The organism is Achromobacter sp. JUb104 (genome assembly GCF_024806975.1).
GTDB lineage: Bacteria > Pseudomonadota > Gammaproteobacteria > Burkholderiales > Burkholderiaceae_B > Achromobacter > Achromobacter spanius.
The window spans coordinates 47,184-63,341 of sequence record NZ_JANUEY010000005.1; the positions used below are offsets into that span (position 1 = coordinate 47,184).

At 67.1% G+C, this 16,158-nt stretch carries 17 protein-coding genes; 13 read left to right on the forward strand and 4 right to left on the reverse strand.

Annotated elements, in window-relative coordinates; all coding sequences use genetic code 11:
* Positions 1-55: 55 nt before the first annotated feature.
* Genes M2361_RS27560 through M2361_RS27585 form a run of 6 tightly spaced genes read left to right on the forward strand, consistent with a single transcriptional unit; the run spans position 56 to position 5,844 of the window.
* Entirely contained in the window at positions 56-1,234 is a 1,179-nt protein-coding gene (locus M2361_RS27560) for an ABC transporter substrate-binding protein (protein ID WP_259252943.1), read from the forward strand.
* A 60-nt stretch (positions 1,235-1,294) separates the two neighbouring features.
* On the forward strand, positions 1,295-2,539 hold the full coding sequence (locus M2361_RS27565) for a dienelactone hydrolase family protein (RefSeq protein ID WP_259252944.1): 1,245 nt from the start codon (positions 1,295-1,297) through the stop codon (positions 2,537-2,539).
* A gap of 9 nt (positions 2,540-2,548) precedes the next feature.
* On the forward strand, positions 2,549-3,892 hold the full coding sequence (locus M2361_RS27570) for an aromatic ring-hydroxylating dioxygenase subunit alpha (protein ID WP_259252945.1): 1,344 nt from the start codon (positions 2,549-2,551) through the stop codon (positions 3,890-3,892).
* Complete coding sequence (locus M2361_RS27575) at positions 3,883-4,416, forward strand: aromatic-ring-hydroxylating dioxygenase subunit beta (protein ID WP_259252946.1); 534 nt, start codon at positions 3,883-3,885, stop codon at positions 4,414-4,416. The genes M2361_RS27570 and M2361_RS27575 overlap by 10 nt, the downstream gene beginning before the upstream one ends.
* A complete protein-coding gene (locus M2361_RS27580) occupies positions 4,416-5,024 on the forward strand; it encodes a cysteine hydrolase family protein (protein WP_259252947.1) in 609 nt (202 codons plus the stop codon). Before M2361_RS27575 ends, M2361_RS27580 begins: the two co-directional genes overlap by 1 nt.
* A 13-nt stretch (positions 5,025-5,037) precedes the next feature.
* Positions 5,038-5,844, forward strand: a complete 807-nt coding sequence (locus M2361_RS27585) for an SDR family oxidoreductase (RefSeq protein ID WP_259252948.1) — start codon at positions 5,038-5,040, stop codon at positions 5,842-5,844.
* A gap of 83 nt (positions 5,845-5,927) precedes the next feature.
* On the opposite strand, the gene M2361_RS27590 is transcribed toward M2361_RS27585, so the two are convergent.
* On the reverse strand, positions 5,928-7,703 hold the full coding sequence (locus tag M2361_RS27590; protein WP_259252949.1) for a DUF342 domain-containing protein: 1,776 nt from the start codon (positions 7,701-7,703) through the stop codon (positions 5,928-5,930).
* 256 nt (positions 7,704-7,959) lie between these two features.
* Here M2361_RS27590 and M2361_RS27595 point away from each other — a divergent pair, with 256 nt between their 5' ends.
* Positions 7,960-8,715: a lytic transglycosylase domain-containing protein gene (locus tag M2361_RS27595; protein ID WP_259252950.1), complete on the forward strand. Its 756-nt coding sequence runs from the start codon at positions 7,960-7,962 to the stop codon at positions 8,713-8,715.
* Between the two features lie 68 nt (positions 8,716-8,783).
* Here the strand turns inward: M2361_RS27595 and hemL are convergent, their stop codons facing one another.
* Genes hemL through M2361_RS27610 form a run of 3 tightly spaced genes read right to left on the reverse strand, consistent with a single transcriptional unit; the run spans position 8,784 to position 11,538 of the window.
* Positions 8,784-10,061, reverse strand: a complete 1,278-nt coding sequence (gene hemL / locus M2361_RS27600) for a glutamate-1-semialdehyde 2,1-aminomutase (protein ID WP_259252951.1) — start codon at positions 10,059-10,061, stop codon at positions 8,784-8,786.
* A 5-nt stretch (positions 10,062-10,066) separates the two neighbouring features.
* On the reverse strand, positions 10,067-10,732 hold the full coding sequence (gene thiE / locus M2361_RS27605; protein ID WP_259252952.1) for a thiamine phosphate synthase: 666 nt from the start codon (positions 10,730-10,732) through the stop codon (positions 10,067-10,069).
* Positions 10,729-11,538 (reverse strand): hydroxymethylpyrimidine/phosphomethylpyrimidine kinase, encoded by an 810-nt coding sequence (locus tag M2361_RS27610; protein WP_404976461.1) that lies wholly within the window; start codon positions 11,536-11,538, stop codon positions 10,729-10,731. Before M2361_RS27610 ends, thiE begins: the two co-directional genes overlap by 4 nt.
* Positions 11,539-11,700: 162 nt before the next feature.
* Between M2361_RS27610 and M2361_RS27615 the strand changes: the two genes are divergently transcribed.
* From M2361_RS27615 to M2361_RS27640, 6 genes are all read left to right on the forward strand, one after another.
* On the forward strand, positions 11,701-11,865 hold the full coding sequence (locus tag M2361_RS27615; RefSeq protein WP_003814980.1) for a rubredoxin: 165 nt from the start codon (positions 11,701-11,703) through the stop codon (positions 11,863-11,865).
* 149 nt (positions 11,866-12,014) lie between these two features.
* Positions 12,015-12,602, forward strand: a complete 588-nt coding sequence (locus M2361_RS27620) for a YqgE/AlgH family protein (RefSeq protein ID WP_050447075.1) — start codon at positions 12,015-12,017, stop codon at positions 12,600-12,602.
* On the forward strand, positions 12,595-12,996 hold the full coding sequence (ruvX, locus tag M2361_RS27625) for a Holliday junction resolvase RuvX (RefSeq protein ID WP_050447168.1): 402 nt from the start codon (positions 12,595-12,597) through the stop codon (positions 12,994-12,996). Before M2361_RS27620 ends, ruvX begins: the two co-directional genes overlap by 8 nt.
* Positions 12,997-13,018: 22 nt before the next feature.
* Positions 13,019-14,044 carry an aspartate carbamoyltransferase gene (locus tag M2361_RS27630; RefSeq protein WP_259252953.1) on the forward strand — a complete coding sequence of 342 codons (1,026 nt, stop codon included), beginning with the start codon at positions 13,019-13,021 and terminating at the stop codon, positions 14,042-14,044.
* On the forward strand, positions 14,041-15,402 hold the full coding sequence (locus M2361_RS27635) for a dihydroorotase (RefSeq protein ID WP_259252954.1): 1,362 nt from the start codon (positions 14,041-14,043) through the stop codon (positions 15,400-15,402). The genes M2361_RS27630 and M2361_RS27635 overlap by 4 nt, the downstream gene beginning before the upstream one ends.
* Positions 15,399-16,139, forward strand: a complete 741-nt coding sequence (locus M2361_RS27640; protein ID WP_259252955.1) for a 1-acyl-sn-glycerol-3-phosphate acyltransferase — start codon at positions 15,399-15,401, stop codon at positions 16,137-16,139. Before M2361_RS27635 ends, M2361_RS27640 begins: the two co-directional genes overlap by 4 nt.
* Positions 16,140-16,158 lie beyond the last annotated feature (19 nt).

The following is a 16,158-nucleotide window of genomic DNA, read 5'->3' on the forward strand; positions in this document are numbered from 1 at the left end:
ACGGGATCTGTCAGCTTTCCGCCAGCGCGGCTGGCGGCAGAATCGAAGGTGGCCCATGAATCGAAATCACTGGAGCCGGCGCGCGCTGGCGGCACTGGTCTGTATGTCCGCCATGGCTGGCGCCTCGGCGGCCGACAAGGTCAAGGTAGGCATGCTGACAACGCTGTCCGGCCCGGGGTCCGCGCTGGGCAACGAGATTCGCGACGGCTTCAATCTGGCGCTGCAACATACGGGCGGCAAGCTGGGCGGGCTGCCCGCCGAGGTGGTGGTGGCCGACGACCAGCAAAAGGCGGATACGGGCCGCCAGGCGGTGGAACGGCTGCTCAAGCGCGACCGCGTGGACGTCATGACGGGCATCGTGTTCTCCAATGTGCTGCTGCCGGTGATGCCGGCTATTTTGCAGTCTGACACCATTTACCTCAGCACCAATACCGGCCCTGAAAACTACGCGGGCGCGGGCTGTAACCCCAACTTCTTCGCGGTGGCCTGGCAGAACGAGGACATCCCCGCCGCCATGGGCAAGTACGCCACGGACCAGGGCTACAAGAGCGTGGCGCTGATCGCGCCCGACTACCCGGGCGGCCGTGAGTCACTAAAGGGTTTCAAGCGTCTATACAAGGGCGGCTTGTCCGAAGAGATCTACACCCAGCTCGGCCAGTTGGACTACGGCGTTGAAATCTCGCGCTTGCGCGCCAGCAAACCCGATGCGGTCTTCTTCTTCCTGCCCGGCGGCATGGGCGTGAACTTCATCAAGCAGTTCAACGGCGCGGGTCTGTCCAAGGACATCGCGCTGTTGGCGCCGGGCTTCTCGGGCGACGAGGACACCATCGCCGCCGTCGGCGCGCCGATCGCCGGCATGCGCAACACGTCGCAATGGGCGGCCGATCTGGACAACCCAGCCAACCGCAAATTCGTTGAAGACTTCAAGAAGACCTACAAGCGCACGCCCACGCTGTACGCCTCGCAAGGCTATGACGCCGCCATGCTGCTGGACAGCGCGGTGCGCCAAACGGGCGGCAAGCTTGACGCCGACGCGCTGCGCCCGGCGCTGCGGCGCGCGGATTTCAAATCGGTGCGGGGCGACTTCAAGTTCAACCGCAACCAATACCCCATCCAGAACTACTACCTGCGCGTCGTGGAAGCGGGCGCGGACGGCAAGCTGGCCAACAAGCTGTCGGGCACGGTGCTGACCCAGTACCAGGACCCGTTTGCCGCTACCTGCCAGATGAAATAGGCGGCCAGCCACGCAACCCAGGCATCTTGCATCAGGCATCAAGCAACACAGGAGAACCGAATGACCCAACAGATCTCGACGCGCGAGGTGACCATTCCCTCGCACGATGGCAAGACCTTCAGCGCCTACCTGGCCGTGCCCGCCTCGGGCCATGGCCCCGGGCTGGTGCTGTGCCAGGAAATCTTCGGCGTGAACGACTTCATGCGCCGCGCTGCGCAGTTGCTGGCCGAAGAGGGCTATGTGGTGCTGGTGCCCGATCTGTTCTGGCGCCAGCAGCCCGGCATTCAACTGACCGACGGCCCGGCCGACATGCCGCGCGCGTTCGAGCTCTACCAGGGCTTTGACGTTGAGCAGGGCCTGAAAGACATCGCGTCCACCATCGCCATGCTGCGCGAATTGCCCGAGCAACAGGGCGGCGTCGGCGTGCTGGGCTACTGCCTGGGCGGCAAGCTGGCCTACCTGGCCGCCTGTCGCACCGATGTGGACGTGGCCGTGGGCTATTACGGAGTGGGCATCGAAGACAGCCTGGACGAAGCGGCCAACCTGCGCGGCCGCCTGGTGCTGCACATTGCCGAGCAGGACGGCTTCTGTCCGCCCGCCGCGCGCCAGCGCATCCTGGATGCGCTGGGCGGCAAGCCCGGTGTTGAACTGTATGTGTACCCCGGCATGGACCATGCGTTCGCCCGCACGGGTGGCGATCACTACGACAAGCCGTCGGCACTGATGGCGCACCAGCGCAGCATGGCCGCGCTGCAACGCGCCATCGGCCCCGAGTTCGATTATTCGTATTTGTGGGACAAGCACTGCGAATACGAATTCGGCACGCGCGACGTGGCCGCCACCATGGCCACGATGGTGGCCGAACCCTACGTGAACCACATTCCCACCATGACGGGCGGCGTGGGCCACAAGGAACTGTCGCGCTTCTACCAGCACCATTTCGTCAACGGCAACCCGCCCGACACGCGCTTGGTTCCGCTGTCGCGCACGGTGGGCGCCACGCAGATCGTGGACGAACTGCTGTTCTGCTTCACGCACACCACCGAGATCGACTGGATGCTGCCCGGCGTGGCGCCCACCGGCCGGCCGGTTGAGATTCCGCTGATCGCCGTTGTGAAGTTCCGGGGCGACAAGCTCTACCACGAGCACATCTATTGGGATCAGGCCAGCGTGCTGGTGCAGGTGGGCTTGCTGGACCCCGCCGGCCTGCCGGTAGCGGGCCGCGAAACCGCCGCCAAGCTGCTGGACGAAACCCTGCCGTCGAACACGTTGATGGCGCGCTGGAAAGACAGCGAGAACAAGTAGGAGCCCCCCATGTCTTACACCGACCAACAACTGTCCGAGATGGTGCGTGGCGACAGCGTGCACCGCGGGGTCTACACCGACCCGGCCATCTTCGACCTTGAAATGCAGCGCATCTATGGCCGCGCGTGGATCTACGTGGGCCATGAAAGCCAGGTGCCCAAGACGGGCGACTATCACACCACCCGCGTGGGCGACCAGGATGTGCTGATGGTGCGCGCGTCCGATGGCCATGTGCACGTGCTGTACAACCGCTGCCCGCACAAGGGCGCCAAGGTGGTGGCGGATGGCGAAGGCTGCGTGGGCAAGTTCTTCCGCTGTCCGTATCACGCCTGGACCTTCAAGCTGGACGGCAGCCATCTGGGCGTGCCGCTCAAGCAGGGCCTGGAAGGCACGTCGTATGACCCCACCGACCCGGCGTTCTCGATGCGCCGGCTGGCGCGCGTGGAAAGCTATCGCGGCTTCGTGTTCGCCAGCCAGGCCAAGGAAGGCCCGGCGCTGACCGACTTCCTGGGTGGCGTGCGCTCGTCTATCGACAACCTGTGCGACCGTTCGCCGGTAGGCGAAGTGGAAGTGGCGGGCGGTATTTTCCGTGTGATGCAGCGGTCGAACTGGAAGGTGTTCTACGAAAACCTGCACGACACCATGCACGCCCGCGTCACGCATGAATCGTCCTACGCCGCTGCGCGCGACGAAGCCAAGGAAATGGGCGAGATGCCGCTTGAGCTGCACATCATGGACGGCAACGGCGAGCCCTACGAGTTCTGGGAAAAGCTGGAGCTGCGCGCCTACGAAAACGGCCATGGCTATATGGAAGGCATCTTCAACCCGGGCGCCGCCGAACGCGACCCCGTGTCGCGCGCGCACTTTGAAACGCTGGCCGCTGCCTACGGCGAGGAACGCGCCCGCGAAATCCTGGGCATGAACCGCCACAACACGGTCATCTACGGCAGCGGCTCGCCGCACACCGTATTCCAGCAATTCCGCGTGATCCGCCCGATTGCCGTGGACCGCACGCTGATCGAGATCCAGACCTTCCGCTGCAAGGGCGCGCCCGACGGCGTGTTCAAGCGCGCGATGCTGTACGCCAACGTCATCAACTCGCCGTCGTCCAACGTCATGCCTGACGACATCGAGCTTTACAACCGCTGCCAGGAAGGCAACGCCACGCGCGGCGGGGAATGGGTCAGCATGCACCGCTACCACGGCAGCGACCGCAGCGATGCGGACGGCATGGTGTCGGTCAACGGCACCAGCGAACTGCCCATGCGCAACCAGTTCCACGCCTGGAAGACCTATATGGAAGCCGGCGCGGCGTCGAACGCGCCCGCCACGGGAGAAGGCGCATGCTGCTAGACCTGGATTTCGATGTCGGCACGGCCGACCTGGCGCCCGCCGATGTGCCCGCCGACGCCTATCACCGCATCGCACAGTTCCTGTACCGCGAGGCTCGTTTGCTGGACGAGCGGCGCTACGACGACTGGCAGGCCTTGTGGACGCAGGACGGCATGTACTGGATGCCGCGCGTGCACGGCCAGCAAAGCCCGTACGACCATATTTCGCTGTTCTGGGAAGACCGCATGCTGCGCGACGTGCGCATCCGCCGCCTGGAGCACCCGCGCAATTGGTCGCAGCAACCGCCCACGCGCAGCGTGCGCCTGGTGGGCGGCGTGCAGGTGGAAGGGGTGGACGCGGGCGGCAACCTGGTGGTGCATTCCGCTTTTCAGATGACCGAATGGCGCAAGCGGCAACCCCGCCAACTGGCTGGCCGCTACACGCACAAGCTGGCGGCCGACGGGGATAGCTGGCGCATCCGCATGAAGCGTGTGGATCTGGTCAATTGCGACGACGTGCACGACGTGTTCGAGGTGTTCGTCTGATGACGGCGGACACCGCGGTGCTGGCGCTGCACTATCAGAATGACGTGCTGCATCCCGACGGCAAGATCCGCGTCGGTCTGGACGCCGACAACGGCGCGCGCCAGCGCCTGCTGGACAACGCTGCCGCCTTGCTGGACGGGGCGCGCGCGCAGGCCATGCCCATCGTGCATGTGCGCATCGCCTTCCGCCCGGACTACGCCGACCTGCTGCCCAACTGCGCCATCTTCCGCAACGTGGCCGCGATTGGGGCGGTGCCGGAAGGGCAGTGGGGCAGCGAGTTCTACGACGGCTTGCAGCCCTTGGCGAGCAGCCCGCGCGAGTTCATCGTGAAGCACACCCGCATCAGCGCGTTCTACGGCACGCCGCTGGAAGAAACGCTGCGTGTGATCGGCGCGCGCCGGCTGGTGGTGGCGGGCGTGGCCACGCATTCCGTGGTGGAAGGCACGGTGCGCCACGCCGCCGACATTGGGTTTGACGTGATGGTGGCCGAAGACGCCTGCGCCTCCGCCGACCTGGCGGTACATGAGGCCTCGCTGGCCAGCATGCGCCTGATTGCGCAAACGGGTTCGGTGGCGCAAGCGGTGCGCTGGGCTGCCGCGCCGCACTGATCAAGGATTATTCATGGATTTTTCAGGCTTTCCCGGCTTGGCCGGCAAGACCGCCATCATCACCGGCAGCACGCAGGGGCTGGGCGCGGACATCGCGCGCGGCCTGGCCGCCGCTGGCGCCAATGTGATGCTGGTGGGGCGCAACGCGCAAGCCGGCCAGGTGCTTGAGCAGGAACTGGACGGGCGCGCGCTTTTTTGCGAAACCGACATCGGCAGCGACGCGCACATCCAGCGCTGCATCGACGCCGCGCTGGCACGCTTTGGTCGCCTGGACATTCTGGTGAACAACGCCTGCCAGTACACGGACCGGGGGTTGGCCTCCTCTCGCGAGGAATGGCACGCCACGCTGGACACCAACCTCGTGTCGGCCGCCATCTTCACGCAGTTGGCCGCGCCGCACCTGCCGCGCGGCGGTGTGGTGGTCAATATGGGCAGCACGGGCGGCAAGTTCGGCGCGGCGGGGCGCGCGCTGTATCCGGCGTCCAAGGCGGCCATGTTGCAAATCACCAAGAATTTCGCGGTGGAACTGGCGCCGGCGGGCGTGCGGGTGCTGGCGGTGTCGCCGGCATGGACCTGGTCGCCGTCGGTGGAACAGTTGTCAGGCGGCTCGCGCGAGGCGGCGGACGCCGTGGGGGCGCACTTTCATCCGCTGGGCCGGGTGGGGTCGGGCGAAGAAATCGCCGCCGCCGTGTGCTTTGCGTGTTCGGATGCGGCGTCCTGGATGACGGGGGTGGACATTCCCGTGGACGGCGGTTTTTCCATCCTGGGGCCAGACCGCGGCATTTCGCCGCGCGTCTGGTTCAAGGAACTGGCGCCTTGATTCCCTGAGCGATCGGGCCGGGCCACGCGCGCCGTGGGGCTCTAAGGCGGCCTGCCGGGAGGCAGGGCGCGGCCTTAGCGGCCTTAGCGAATGACGATCTCGCCTTCCTCCAGCCCGGCTTTGCCGCCGACCTGGTCTTCCAGGAACTCCTGCATCTTGTTGCCCAACTGAATCTTCGTCCCGCTGCAAAAGCGGCGCGTGGCGGCTACCGTGGCGGTGTGCAGCGGTTGCAGGTCGCGCACCAACTGGGATTCTTCTTCGTCCAGCGCCAGCAAGTCGCTGCCCAGCTTCACATGGGTATTGCGGGCGCGTTCCACCACGTCGCCGGGCGCGCGCTGCGGGTTGGCTTGCAGGAACATCAGCAGTTGTTCCAGCTTGGCCTTTTCCTCGTTCATCTTCAGGCGCTTGCGCGTCAGTGCCGAGCGCTTGATGTCGGCATGCGGGTCCAGGCCGGCCTGCACCAGCGTGGGAATGCCGGAGGGAGACCCGATGGTGCCGGCGCGCACGGCATTCAGCGCGCGGATCTGGCCGCCGGTGATGGCGCTTTGCTGCGTGTTGGGCGGGCCGACGTTGACGCTGCCGCCCGCCGCGATGCTGCTCTGGCGGATCTCGCGTTCAACGTCCACGTCCTGCCCGGCGCTGATGATGGCGTTTTCAATGAACTTGGCGCGCAGCATTCCGCCACAGACGATGTGGGCCGTGCGCGCGGTGGCGGCGGGGTCTTGCAAGGCTTCGGCCATGCCGATGATGCCGCCCTTGACCGTGACGCTGCCACCTGCTTCCACCAGCGCCGCCTCGATGGTGCCGTTGACGACGACGTCGCCCGTCACGCGCACTTCCATGGTGGCGGCGATGTCGCCGCGCACCTGTAGCGAGCCTTCAAAGGTGATGTTGCCGGTGGACAGGTTGACGGCATCCACCTCGACCATCGGGTTCACCTGCACGCCGTGGCTGACCAGCGTGGGCGTGCCGGCGATGGTCGCGCGCAGCAGCAGCGGGTCTTCCGGGTCCACGGCCACACCGCTTACATCCTTGGAGAACGGCGTGTCGGGCATTTCGTCCGGCAGCACCGGTTCGCCCAGCACGTTGACGCCGTCCACGCCCGGCAGGGGCGGGAAGCGGCGCATCAAGGGCGTGCCCGGCGACACCAGCAGCAGGCTGCCAAGGTCGCGGTAGTCCACATGGGCCAGCTCGTCGATTTCCTGCGCGCGCGGCTTCAGGCGGTCAAGCAGGCTTTCGAAACGGGTGGGGGTGCCGCGCGTGGGCGGCGTGCCTTGGGCGATGACGACGGTTTCGCCATTGCCCTTTTCCACGGCCTCGGCCAGCGCCTGTTCCTGCACGCCATGCACAATGCCGCGGTCGGCCACGGCCTGGCGCAGCATGTCCAGGGTGACGGGCTGGCCGCCCCTGGGTGGGTGCAGGGTCAGCAGCGCGGTCATGCGGTCGGGGTCGAGTTCCAGCTCGAACGAGCCGTCCACCACCTGGCCCACCGGAAACTGCACCGGTTCCGTGGCGCTGCGGCAGCGGTCGATGAAGGCCAGCACCGCGTGGTTGTCCAGCGCGTCGGCGCTCCAGCCGTGGGCGATGGCGGCGGCGGTCAGGGTTTCCCAACTGGGGATGTCGGTATTGATGATGGGGGCGGGCTCGGTCTCCACCTCTGCCGCCACGTCACCGGCGGCTACGTCGAGGTCGGCCTCGGACGCCTGGGTGTCGCCGGGGCTGCCAACGGGAGCTGGCTCAATGGCTGCGGTGGAGGGCTCTACCGGGTCGGGATCAGGGCGCGGCGGGGGCGTATAAATTGCCGACAGGACGTTGGTGCCGGCGTCCAGCACCAGCTGCAACGTGTTTTCTGCGTCCATCTTTGCCTCTCCCAGCCTGGCACGAGCGGCCAGGTTCATTCATTTGGTAAATAACGGAAATATTGCGACATATTAGCTCAGACGTCCGCCGTATGCCCTAGGTAAGTCCCCGAGGTTTTCGAAGTTTTTCTGCCGGTTCCCGGTGGCGGCCGGGCAAAGCGAGGATTAGGGCGAAGGGGCGAGCGACAAACCGGGTTGATCGCCGCAGCATAGGGGCTCGCCAACGCGTCTTCGGACGCCGCCGGAGCCCCAAACCATGGACCCTCGACACCGAAGTTACCCGCCCGTTTGTAGTGCCTTCCTGGCGCGCATTGGCGGCATGGCGGTGCTGATGGCCTTGGCGGTGGGTGCTCTGGCGCTGGCGCCCGCAAGCCCCGCCCAGGCCGCCGAGATCTACCGCTACAAAGACCCCTACGGCGTCTGGCGCGTGATGAAAGTGCCCACCGGTTACGGCAAACATTACAAGCGGGCGCAGGCGCGCACCGCCTGGCGCCGCAATGCCACCACCAAGGTCTGTCTGGAATGCGCGCCGCGCCAGGGCGACGGTGCGCGCATGGCGACGCTGGCGCCAACGTCCCGGGCGCAGCGCTGGGGCGAGATCAAGCTGCCCACCGCGCATGATGGCCTGATCGAGCGCGCCGCCAAGGATTCCGGCGTGGACCGGGCCTTGCTGACGGCCGTTATTGCCATCGAATCAGGGTTTCGCAGCGACGCGCGTTCGCCCAAGGGCGCGCTGGGGCTGATGCAACTGATGCCCGCCACGGCGGCGGCGGTGCTGGCGGTGGACGATATTGAACGTGCGCTGGTGGACCCGGCGACCAATGTGAAGGCGGGCTCGCGGCATTTGCGCCGGCTGATCGACCAATACCCCGGCCGGCTGGACCTGGCGCTGGCGGCGTACAACGCGGGCGAGGGGGCGGTGCGCAAATACGATGCGGTGCCGCCGTATGCCGAAACCCAGGCGTATGTCAGGGACGTGACCGCCCTCTACGAACAGTACAAGACGCCCTGAGCAGGGCGTCTTGTTTGGGGTTTTTATACCGGGCTTTTTAACTGGGGCCCTGGGCGGACCCCAGCCGCTTAAATCGCGGCGAAAACCTTTTCGGCGATGTCCAGCGTGGACTTGATCACCGCGTCGTCGTGCGTGGCCGACACGAAGCCCGCTTCGAACGCGGACGGCGCGAAGTGCACGCCGTGGTCCAGCATGGCATGGAAGAAGCGGTTGAACGCCGCCGTGTCGCACTTCGAGACCTCGGCGAACGAGGTGGGCACGGTGTTGCTGAAATAGATGCCGAACATGCCGCCCACCGAATCGGCCGAAAAGGCCAGGCCGGCGGCACGGGCGCGCTCTTGCAGGCCCTGGGCCAGCTTGGCGGTTTGCGCCGACAGCTTGTCGTAGAAGCCGGGCGCGGCGATCAGGCGCAGCGTGGCCAGGCCTGCCGCCACGGCCACCGGGTTGCCGGACAAGGTGCCGGCCTGGTATACGCCGCCCAGCGGGGCGATGTGCTTCATGACTTCAGCGCTGCCGCCGAAAGCGCCCACCGGCATGCCGCCGCCAATCACCTTGGCCAGCGTGGTGATGTCCGGCTTCACGCCGGTCAGCCCCTGCACGCCTTGCGGACCCACGCGGAAACCCGTCATCACTTCGTCAAAAATCAGCAGCGCGCCGTGCTGCGTGCAGACCTCGCGCAGGCCTTCCAGGAAGCCGGCCGTGGGCTTGATCAGGTTCATGTTGCCGGCGACGGGCTCCACGATGATGCAGGCGATGTCGGCGCCGTGCTGGGCGAAGGCCTCGCGCACCGCGTCCAGGTTGTTGTATTCCAGGGTCAGCGTGTGCGACACGAACTCGGGCGGCACGCCGGCCGAGCTGGGGTTGCCGAAGGTCAGCAGGCCCGAGCCCGCCTTGACCAGCAGGCTGTCGGAATGGCCGTGGTAGCAGCCTTCGAACTTCACGATCTTGGCGCGGCCGGTGGCGCCGCGCGCCAGGCGGATTGCCGTCATGGTGGCTTCGGTGCCCGAGCTGACCAGGCGCACCTGTTCCAGCGACGGCAAGCGCGAGATCAACACTTCGGCCAGTTCGATTTCGGCTTCGGTGGGGGCGCCGAACGACAGGCCGTTGACGGCGGCTTCCTGCACCGCTCGCACCACGTCGGGGTGCGAATGGCCCAGGATGGCGGGGCCCCAGGAGCCCACGTAATCGATGTACTGCTTGTCGTCCGCGTCCCACACGTACGGGCCTTGCGCGCGCTTGATGAAGCGCGGCGTGCCGCCGACTGAGCGGAAAGCGCGCACGGGCGAATTGACGCCGCCGGGGATGCTGCGGCAGGCGCGTTCGAAAAGCTGTTCGTTACGGGACATGGCGTTCAAGGCTTGCGAAGAGGGTTGACGGAATAGGGCGCGGAGCAGGCCGTCGCGGCGGCGCGGATGCTGGGCGCTTCGAAAAGTGCGGTGATGACGGCGATGGCGTCGGCGCCCGCCTGGGCCACCAGCCGTGCGTTGTCGGGCGTGATGCCGCCGATGGCCACCACGGCGGGGCGGGGCGCATCGCGCTCGTCGACCAGGCGGCGGGCTTCGGTCAGCACCGACAGCGGCGCGCGCACGGTGTCGGGTTTGACGGTGGACGCGAACATGGCGCCAAAGGCGATGTAGTCGGCGCCCGCGTCCAGCAGTTCGCGCGCGCGCGTCAGGTCGTCGTAGCTGGAGCCGCCCAGGATCAGGTCGGGGCCGGCTTCGGCGCGGATGCGCGCCAGGCTTTCGTCGTCGCGGCCCACGTGCGCGCCGTCGGCGCCCACGTCCAGCGCCAGGCGCCAGTCGTCATTGATCAGGAACACCACGCCCAGCTCGCGGCACAGCGGCGCTAACGCGCGGGCCTGTTCGGCGCGCACCGCGTCAGGCACGTTCTTGCGCCGCAATTGCAGGGAACGCATGCCGCCTTCGGCGGCCTTGCGCACGGCTTGCAAGAGGCGGTCGGTGTCGTCCCATTCAGGCGTGACGCCATACAGGCCGGCGGGAAAACGCAAGGGTTTCATTGCGGTTGAATCCGATTGGGAATGCGCCGGCCCATGCCGGGCAGGAAACTGGCCGCGACCGACGCATCGGCATGCGCCAGCCCTTGGCGCACGGCTTCGGGCATCTCGAGCCCGCGCGCCAGCATGGCGGTGATGGCGGTGGCGGCCAGGCCGCCGGCGTCGCCGTTGCGGTCGGGCGGCGTCTGCCACGGCCAGGTGTGGGTCTGGCCGTTGGGGCCCAGCAGCACATTGGCAAAATGGCCGGGCCGCTGCGGGCTGCCCAGCACCAGCACCCACTGCGCGCCCGCCGCCACCAGGGCGTGCATGGGCGAAGGTGCGTCCCCGATATCGATGTCGCCGTCGGCATGCCATTGCGCCAGGCGCAGATGCTCGATGATCACCAGGTCCGTCTGCGGCAGCACCAGTTCAAGCGTGGCGGCCAGGAGGTCGTCGGCCTCGTCTTCGTCGGCCGCGTCGGTCGGCAGGGGGGCACGCTGGCCCAGGTGCAGCACCAGCGGCACCTGGCTGTAGTCAGCGGCCACCTGGGCTGCCACGCTGGCAGTTTCAGCGGTGTATAGTCCGCCCACCTTGATGGCCTGCACGGACATGTCTTCCAGCAGGCAGCGAGCCTGGTCGTCCAGCAGGTCGGGCGAAACGGGATGGATTTCTTCGATGCCGGCAGTGTCCTGCACGGTCAGCGCGGTCACGGCCGCCAGGCCATGACAGCCCAGGCGGGCGCAGGTGACGGCATCCGCGGGCAAGCCGTCGGATCCCGAGGGATCGAACGGGCCGAAGACCAAAACGAGAGGGGGGGTAACGGGGGCCACGTAGACAGCGCTTGAGCTTTGAGCGGAGTACCCGGATTCATTTTGAGGTGAATCAGGGGAACCCCTATTGGGTTTCGGTAAGATTGTCCCCATTCTAATGGAAGCCCCCCACCTTTGCCCCGCCTCGGGGAACCGGGTGGGGTTTTGATGTAAGAGAGAACTATGCGTACTTGGATGTGTCTGATTTGTGGCTGGGTCTATGACGAAGAGGCCGGCCTGCCCGACGAAGGTATTGCTCCCGGCACTCGCTGGGAAGACGTGCCGCCGAACTGGGTCTGTCCCGAATGCGGCGCCCGCAAAGAGGACTTTGAATTGATGGAAATCTGAACCCGACCCGCTGACCCATTCCGCCAGGGCTCGTAAGATGGGGCATTGACCCCATCCCACGTAACCAAAGACGGTCTGCCGCCAGGCTAGACGGCCACGCTCGCGTGTGCGACGTCCACGGTTCTTTCAGACTACCCAAAGGGGTTGCCATGACGGAAAAACATCACGAATCCGCCGCATCGCAGGCGGCCAACTTTGCCAACCAGTTCCTGATCGCCATGCCCGGCATGGTTGAAGGCAGCCTGGCCGGCTCGGTCATCTACGTGTGCGAACACACCGAACGCGGCGCGCTGGGCCTGGTCATCAACCGGCCCACCGACCTGACCTTGGGCACCTTGTTCGAGCGCATCGAATTGACGCTTGAAATCGGCCCGGTCAAAGACACGCTGGTTTACTTCGGCGGCCCGGTCCAGACCGACCGCGGCTTCGTGCTGCACGCGCCCGCCGGCGACTACAGTTCCAGCATCAAGATGGGCGCCATGGCGCTGACCACCTCGCGCGATGTGCTGCAAGCCGTGGCCGACGGCAATGGCCCCGCCCGCATGCTCGTCACGCTGGGTTACGCCGGCTGGGGCGCAGGGCAACTGGAAAGCGAAATGGGCCAGAATGCATGGCTCAGCGTGGGCGCCGACGACCACATCATCTTCGACGTGCCCGCCGAAGACCGCTACCCCGCCGCGCTCAAGCTGCTGGGCATTGATCCGGTCATGCTGGCGGGCGATGCGGGCCATGCCTGAAGAAACACTGCTTGGTTTCGACTTTGGCGAAAAGAAGATCGGCATCGCCATCGGCAACACCCTGACGCGCCAGGCGCGCCCGCTGGAAATCATCTTCAGTGAAATCCGCGATGCGCGCTTTGGCCGCATCGCCGCGCTGTTGCAGGAGTGGCAGCCCCATCGCGTGGTGGTGGGGCTGGCGCTGGATGCCGATGGCGGCGAACAGCCCGCCACCGCGCGCTGCCGGCGTTTCGCCAATCAATTGCATGGCCGTTTCGGCATCGCGGTCGAACTGGTGGACGAGCGCGGCTCCAGCATGGAAGCGCAGCGCCTCTTGGGCACGCACGCCGCCGATGACGCGATGGCGGCGGCTGTTATCCTGCAACGATATCTCGACACCCTGCCTGCGGCGTAACGCGCGTGGCCCGGCCTTTTCTATGCTCAATCCGCAACTTGATCGCCGCGGCGAACTCATTCATCTGCTGACAACGGAAGGGCTGCCCAAGCGCCACGTCGAGCGCTTGCTGGACGCCGCGCGTGCCTATGCGGCAGCGGGCGACGCCGGTTCCCCAGCCGCCTTGATGCCCGACGCGCACGCCGCGCCATGCGCCGTCTTTCTGTCCCTGGGCGATGACCTTGCCGACCGCGACGCCTATGCCGCGTTGGCGACCCGGCTGTCGCTCTTGCCTGTGGTGCTGGACGCGCAGGATGAGCAACGCGGACAACACCCACAACACCCACAACACTTGTCCGACGTGCATGCCCCGTTCGCCCCGCCAGCGGCTCACTCGCATGCCGGCGACGCGCTGGCCGAAACGGTGGCGCGCCTGCAACCCGGCGTGCTGGTGCTGCGTCACGCGGCCAGCGGCACCGCCCATTGCGCCGCCGCGCACGCCGCGCCGGGCCTGCGCGTGATCAACGCGGGTGATGGGTGCCACGCGGACCCCTTGCCGGCGCTGGCGCTGGTGCTGGCCATGCTCCACGCCAAGCAAGACCTGACGAACCTGGCCGTGACCTTGGTGGGCGATATCCGGCATTCGCGCGTGGCGCGTTCGGTCATCCATGCCATGACCACCTTGGGCGTGCCCGAGGTGCGCGCGGTTGCGCCTCGCACGCTGCTGCCGCAAGGCTTGCCGCAGTTGGGCGTGCGCGAGTGCGCGACCCTGCGCGAAGGGCTGCAAGAGGCCGATGTCATCATCGTGCTGCCCTTGCAGGTGGAACGCATCAGCGGCGCGCTGCTGCCGTCCGCGCGTGAATACGCCCATGCCTATGGCCTGACCCCCGCCACGCTGTCCCACGCCAAGCCGGACGTGCTGCTCTTGCCCGGTGGCGCACTTACCCCGGGCGTGGAAGTGGATGGCGACGTGGCCGCCGGCCTGCCACCCGTGCAGACGCAATTGGCCGATCTGGAACAACACCTGCGCCTGGCCGCCTTGAGCGTCCTGGCCGGAGACACGCCATGAGGCTGCACATTGCCAATGGCCGCCTGATCGATCCCGCCAATGGGGTGGACGGGCCGCATGATGTTTACCTTGCCGACGGCCGGGTGGTGGCCGTGGTTGCCGCCGGCGCCACGCTGGACGGCTTTCAGGCCGATCGCGTGCTGGACGCGACCGGCCTGGCGGTATTGCCCGGCCTGGTGGACCTGTCGGCGCGCGTGGCGCAACCTGGCCACGCAACGGGCCTGGCGTTCGCGCCCGCCGAGTTGCGCGCGGCCTTGGCCGGCGGCGTGACGCGGCTGGTGATGCCGCCGGATGCCGCATCGGACGACGCGCTGGACGAGCCCGGCAAGGTCGACGCCTTGACGCGCCAGATGGAAGCCGGCCAACCCCGCATCCATCCGCTGGGCGCCATGACGGTGGGCCTGGCGGGTGAGACGCTGACGGAAATGGGCCTGCTCGCGCAAGCGGGTTGCCTGGCCTTTGCCCAAGGCGAGCACGGCATTGCCGACACGCGCGTGCTGTGGGGCGCGATGCGCTATGCCAGCGGGCTGGGCTACACGCTGTGGCTGCGTCCGCAAGACCCCTGGTTGGCCCAAGGCGCCGTTGCCGCCAGCGGCGCGTACGCCGAACGCCTGGGCCTGGAAGGCCTGCCGCCGCAGGCCGAGACGGTCGCCCTGAACACCATCTTCGAGCTGCAACGCGCCACCGGCGCGCGTGTGCACCTGACCCGCCTGTCCACCGCGCCAGGGCTGGCGCTGCTGCGAGCGGCCAGGCGCGAAGGCCTGGCGGTGACGGCGGACGTGTCCGCCCACAACCTGCACCTGACCGATGTCGATATCGGCTTCTTCGACACGCACTTCCACCTGCAACCGCCGTTGCGCGGCCAGCGCGACCGCGACGCCATCCAGGCGGCGCTGGCCGAAGGACTGGTCCAGGCGCTGTGCTCGGACCACACCCCCGTGGACAAGCACGGCAAGGCCGCGCCGTTTCCCGTGTCCACTCCCGGCGCGACGGCCTTGGAACTGCTGCTGTCGCTGACCTTGAAATGGGCGCGCGACCACCGCGTGCCGCTGGCCGACGCGCTGGCGCGGGTCACGTCGGGGCCGGGCGCGGTACTCAGCGGTATCAGCGGCGGCATAAGCAGTGGCACAAGCAGCGGCACAAGCAGTGGCACAAGCAACCCCGCCGCCCAGGCCGGCCAGTTGGGCGTGGGCGCGCCCGCCGACGCCTGCCTGGTGGATCTGGACGCTGAATGGCTCGTGACGCCCACGGCGCTGCAAAGCCGCAGCCCCCATACGCCGTTCGCGGGTATGATGCTGCCCGGTCGGGTACGCGCCACCGTGGTCGGTGGCCAACTGGTCTGGGAGACCTCAGTTTGAAGCTGCTGCGCTTTGTCTTACGGCTGGCCCTGGTGCTGCCTCTGATCGTGTTTGGCTTGTTTTGCGTGGGTCTGGTCTACCCCTTCATCCGCCCGCGAAGCCGGGCCTGGCTGAACCGCTCGTGGTCGCGCGCGCTGATGGCGGCCTGCGGCGTGAAGGTGACCTTCAAGGGCGACCCGCGCATGAGCGGCCCGGTATTGCTGGTGGCCAATCATGTCTCGTGGATCGATATCTTCGTCCTGAATTCCGCGCGTCCCACGTCGTTCGTGGCCAAGAGCGAGATCCGTAAATGGCCCGTGATCGGCTGGCTGGTGGCGGGGGCGGGCACGCTCTTCATCGAACGCGGCCAGCGCCACGCGGTACACGCCATGGGCGAGGCCATGCAAGCCCGCTTCAAGCTGGGTGACGCGGTCGGGCTGTTTCCGGAAGGCACGACGACAGAAGGCTTCGACCTGCTTCCTTTCCACGCCAGCCTGTTCGAACCGGCGCGTTCGGCGGCCGTGGAAATCCAACCCGTGGCCTTGCGATTCCTGCGCGACGGCAAGCGCGATGGCTTTGCGGCGTTCGTTGGCGAAGAAAGCCTGGTGGCCAATCTTTGGCGCGTGCTGGGCGCGACGGGCTTGTCCGTCGAAGTAGTGTTTCTGCCGGTATTGGCGGCAAGGCATCCGGATGGCAGCTTGCCGACCCGGCTTGAGCTGTCGCATCAGGCGCGCGACGCGATCCTTGGTGCGCTGTAAAGCCAGGGCCTGAAGCACG

What these genes read in the sequence shown, in the direction of transcription:
- M2361_RS27560 (WP_259252943.1), top strand. Translation starts at nt 56, where the DNA reads ATGAATCGAAATCACTGGAGCCGGCGCGCGCTGGCGGCACTGGTCTGT.
- M2361_RS27565 (WP_259252944.1), top strand. Translation starts at nt 1,295, where the DNA reads ATGACCCAACAGATCTCGACGCGCGAGGTGACCATTCCCTCGCACGAT.
- M2361_RS27570 (WP_259252945.1), top strand. Translation starts at nt 2,549, where the DNA reads ATGTCTTACACCGACCAACAACTGTCCGAGATGGTGCGTGGCGACAGC.
- M2361_RS27575 (WP_259252946.1), top strand. Translation starts at nt 3,883, where the DNA reads ATGCTGCTAGACCTGGATTTCGATGTCGGCACGGCCGACCTGGCGCCC.
- M2361_RS27580 (WP_259252947.1), top strand. Translation starts at nt 4,416, where the DNA reads ATGACGGCGGACACCGCGGTGCTGGCGCTGCACTATCAGAATGACGTG.
- M2361_RS27585 (WP_259252948.1), top strand. Translation starts at nt 5,038, where the DNA reads ATGGATTTTTCAGGCTTTCCCGGCTTGGCCGGCAAGACCGCCATCATC.
- M2361_RS27590 (WP_259252949.1), bottom strand. Translation starts at nt 7,703, where the DNA reads ATGGACGCAGAAAACACGTTGCAGCTGGTGCTGGACGCCGGCACCAAC.
- M2361_RS27595 (WP_259252950.1), top strand. Translation starts at nt 7,960, where the DNA reads ATGGACCCTCGACACCGAAGTTACCCGCCCGTTTGTAGTGCCTTCCTG.
- hemL (WP_259252951.1), bottom strand. Translation starts at nt 10,061, where the DNA reads ATGTCCCGTAACGAACAGCTTTTCGAACGCGCCTGCCGCAGCATCCCC.
- thiE (WP_259252952.1), bottom strand. Translation starts at nt 10,732, where the DNA reads ATGAAACCCTTGCGTTTTCCCGCCGGCCTGTATGGCGTCACGCCTGAA.
- M2361_RS27615 (WP_003814980.1), top strand. Translation starts at nt 11,701, where the DNA reads ATGCGTACTTGGATGTGTCTGATTTGTGGCTGGGTCTATGACGAAGAG.
- M2361_RS27620 (WP_050447075.1), top strand. Translation starts at nt 12,015, where the DNA reads ATGACGGAAAAACATCACGAATCCGCCGCATCGCAGGCGGCCAACTTT.
- ruvX (WP_050447168.1), top strand. Translation starts at nt 12,595, where the DNA reads ATGCCTGAAGAAACACTGCTTGGTTTCGACTTTGGCGAAAAGAAGATC.
- M2361_RS27630 (WP_259252953.1), top strand. Translation starts at nt 13,019, where the DNA reads ATGCTCAATCCGCAACTTGATCGCCGCGGCGAACTCATTCATCTGCTG.
- M2361_RS27635 (WP_259252954.1), top strand. Translation starts at nt 14,041, where the DNA reads ATGAGGCTGCACATTGCCAATGGCCGCCTGATCGATCCCGCCAATGGG.